The sequence below is a fragment of the Nostoc sp. UHCC 0252 genome, assembly GCF_034931145.1.
In the GTDB taxonomy this organism is placed as follows: Bacteria; Cyanobacteriota; Cyanobacteriia; order Cyanobacteriales; family Nostocaceae; genus Nostoc.
This window is the reverse complement of record NZ_JAYGHE010000172.1, coordinates 1-2,910: the sequence shown is the minus strand read 5'-3', so window position 1 is coordinate 2,910 and position 2,910 is coordinate 1. Positions and strand designations below refer to the sequence as shown.

Here is a 2,910-nt window from a genome sequence, read left to right as displayed (position 1 = left end):
TGAGTAATGAGTAATGAGTAAAAACTTCGGTTCTTCATTACTCGTTATGCTAAAAACGCTTATAAAATAGCTCAGATTCCTTACTGGGCAAGAAAGATAGCTTTTAACCTGTGATTTTGAACCTTTGGAATAAAATCAAGGCTAAAACTGCCCAAAAGCCTTGCTATTAAAGGTAAATTCCGAATTTTCCTTTAAAGTTCAGCATAACATCTACGGAAGAGCCAAAACTTCTTACTCATTACTCATTACTCATTACTTCTCTAGCTCCCGTTTGCGGTTCTAGAAAAAAGTGTCTTTAACACAAAGCAATCAAACCACTCTCAAAAAATAAACTAAAAATGACTCTATAGTTTTATGGCGTGATAGCGCTTAAAAAGCAGTACACTGCGGCGTAAATAAACTTTGGAAGACGCTCTTTGACCTCTTATATCATTTATTAACTATAAAGTCATTTTTAGTTTATTTTTTTCACCTATTTTTAGGTTTTTCAAAATAAATACCCTGCTGAACAATTGCATAACAGTATTGTGTTTGTCACGCTCCTCAGTATTAGAGGTGTACTATACGCAAAAATCGAGAAATTTTCAGTCGCTTGAGGGTGAGTTGAAACGCCCATTTTAAAGGACAATAAAAATCAGACACTATAAAACCAGACGAAACTACGCTTGTGTCTGATTTTCAAGGGAGTAATAAAAATGACGCTCTCTCTAGTCCACATAACAGCGCATAGAAAGGCGATCGCTTCCTTGCCAGTAGCGCAGGCGGAGGCGAAGTTGATTGCGCTGTGGTTGGAGGGAAAAGCAGAGTCATCTATCATCTCTTACCGACGCTACATTAGGCGATTTCTGGAATTTTTGGACAAACCCCTCAAAAAAGTGACCTATGAAGACTTGGTAGAATACGCCAGTTGTTTTGGGGGCAATGCCCAAAGTACAAAGCGGATATATATTGCCGCAGCTAAAAGCTTGATTAGTTTCGCTCATAAAATTGGATATCTCCCTTTTAATGTGGGTATGGCGCTAAAACTCGGTGAACTGCCGGATGTAATCAACGAACGGTATTTAGACGAAGCTGATATTAAATTGTTGGTAAGAGCAGCTTCTAAGCATTTAACTGATGCTAAAACTCCTAAGCGCCAGTACACAGCCCTACGTAATTTGTTAATTATCAAACTCCTCTATCAGGCAGGGTTACGGGCAAGTGAAATCTGTGATCTGACTTGGGGAGATTTGACACCCCGTGGTGAGAGTGGTCAAGTTTACGTGCGAAAAGCCAAGGGCAGCAAAAATCGGACAATTCTCATCAAGCCGAAGCTTTGGGCGGAATTAATGGAGTTCAAAGCTTCGGCTCACTCCAATCAAGCAGTGTTTCCAAGTCAAAAAGGAGGACATTTAGACCGTCAAAACTTGCACCCGATTGTCAAAGCAATTGCACAAGAAGCTGGATTAAGCGAACTAGTTTCTGCTCACTGGTTACGTCATGCCCACGGTTCTCACGCCATTGAGCGCGGGACTAATCCGGTACTGGTGAAAGAAACTTTGGGTCATGCCAATTTAGCTATCACTGATCGCTATTTGAAAGCTAGACCCAATGACAGTAGCGCTTTAAACTTGATGGATCTTTAACATTTTGCATGACTTGTGAAAATGCAGCATAAATTGGAACCAGTGGCATCAATTGCTACCGGGAACGAAACAAAAAACAGCTTTCAAATGCCAAAGGGATTTTTCTCTAGCCAGCCCCCTCCATAGGCAACACTTCTTCCGAGAGCCATTCATAAAATTCCGGAACTTGAGCCTCCACTCGCCGCAGCTCATTCGCTGCGATCGCTTCAAGTTCCAGCACCGTATCCCAGCGCAAATCACTCTGCCATCGCTTGAGAATGCCTTTAATCGCGTCAACCCCCTGCTTAATACCAGAGCGAAGTATTTCTACACAGTGGAGTAGCGTAATTCGATCGGTCGGAGGCGACTCAAATTCGGTAGTATCCTCCCCTTGGCAATGGGAGTTCCTTATAGCATCAGGGGGGGGTGTGGATACGGGCTGCTGATTAGGGCTTACACTATACGCAGCAAGGGTTTGAGCAGCATAATAGGTTCGATTTTCTTTTTGATTACGCTTTTCCACGCGATGAGCAATTACATGCATTGCAAATTCTAATTCCTCTTTAGATAAAGAGAAAAGTTTCACCTGTTGACCCCGTTTACCCTGCTTACGGAAAGTCAGTTTTAGCCCCAGCTGCTCGACTAAAGTTCCTAGCAACCAAATAGGTTTACAGTCACTGGGAATAGTAAACCCAAGAATTGCTTTGACGTGAGCAGCACAATGTATAGCGATCTCCCTCATCTTGAGTAAGGTGGAATCGTCGGCGGTAACTTCATCACCCTTCATTAAACTTAAGAGAATCTGATGCAGTCCCAGGTTAAATCTAGCCAGCCACCGTGCCGAGTAATTCCCCCAGTCGATGCACAAAGGTAGATTGTCACGTTCGGTGCGGTCTTTCTGGGTGACAATTGTTGGTGGTGTAGGATAACTTTGCCCAGTTTTGGGGTCAGTAAAAGATTCTTCGGGTGGGGCTAAAATGGCCTCAAGTCCAGCAATTGCTCTAATTAAGCGACCACCTTTATCCATTTCTACGAGTGATTCGGTTACTTCGATGCCGTAAGAATCAGAAATGCGGAACTTTTCACATTCAAAAATTTCGCTAGGGTCAAGGTAATCTTTGCTCTGACGGGCACGGTACTCGCTCAAAGTAATATTGTTAGCCTTGGCAACAGCCGAATTGTGGGCACTATCCAAAGCTTGTGCTGCTGCTTTTAGACTTTCAAGGGATTGAGGATCTGAATCACTGCCCACATATATAAATGTATTGCCCATTTCTGTGAGAAGCGATCGCAAGTCATCGCGCAA

Annotated in this window: 1 protein-coding gene and 1 pseudogene; one reads left to right on the top strand and one right to left on the bottom strand. The window is 42.9% G+C overall.

What is annotated here, in order from left to right:
* Positions 1-695: 695 nt before the first annotated feature.
* Positions 696-1,625, top strand: a complete 930-nt coding sequence (locus tag VB732_RS35740) for a tyrosine-type recombinase/integrase (RefSeq protein WP_323235524.1) — start codon at positions 696-698, stop codon at positions 1,623-1,625.
* A gap of 106 nt (positions 1,626-1,731) precedes the next feature.
* Here the strand turns inward: VB732_RS35740 and VB732_RS35735 are convergent.
* Positions 1,732-2,910: pseudogene (locus VB732_RS35735) on the bottom strand (bifunctional DNA primase/helicase); the annotation flags it as partial.

Excerpts from the sequence above, each read along its gene's own strand:
- VB732_RS35740 (WP_323235524.1), top strand. The coding sequence starts at position 696 with ATGACGCTCTCTCTAGTCCACATAACAGCGCATAGAAAGGCGATCGCT.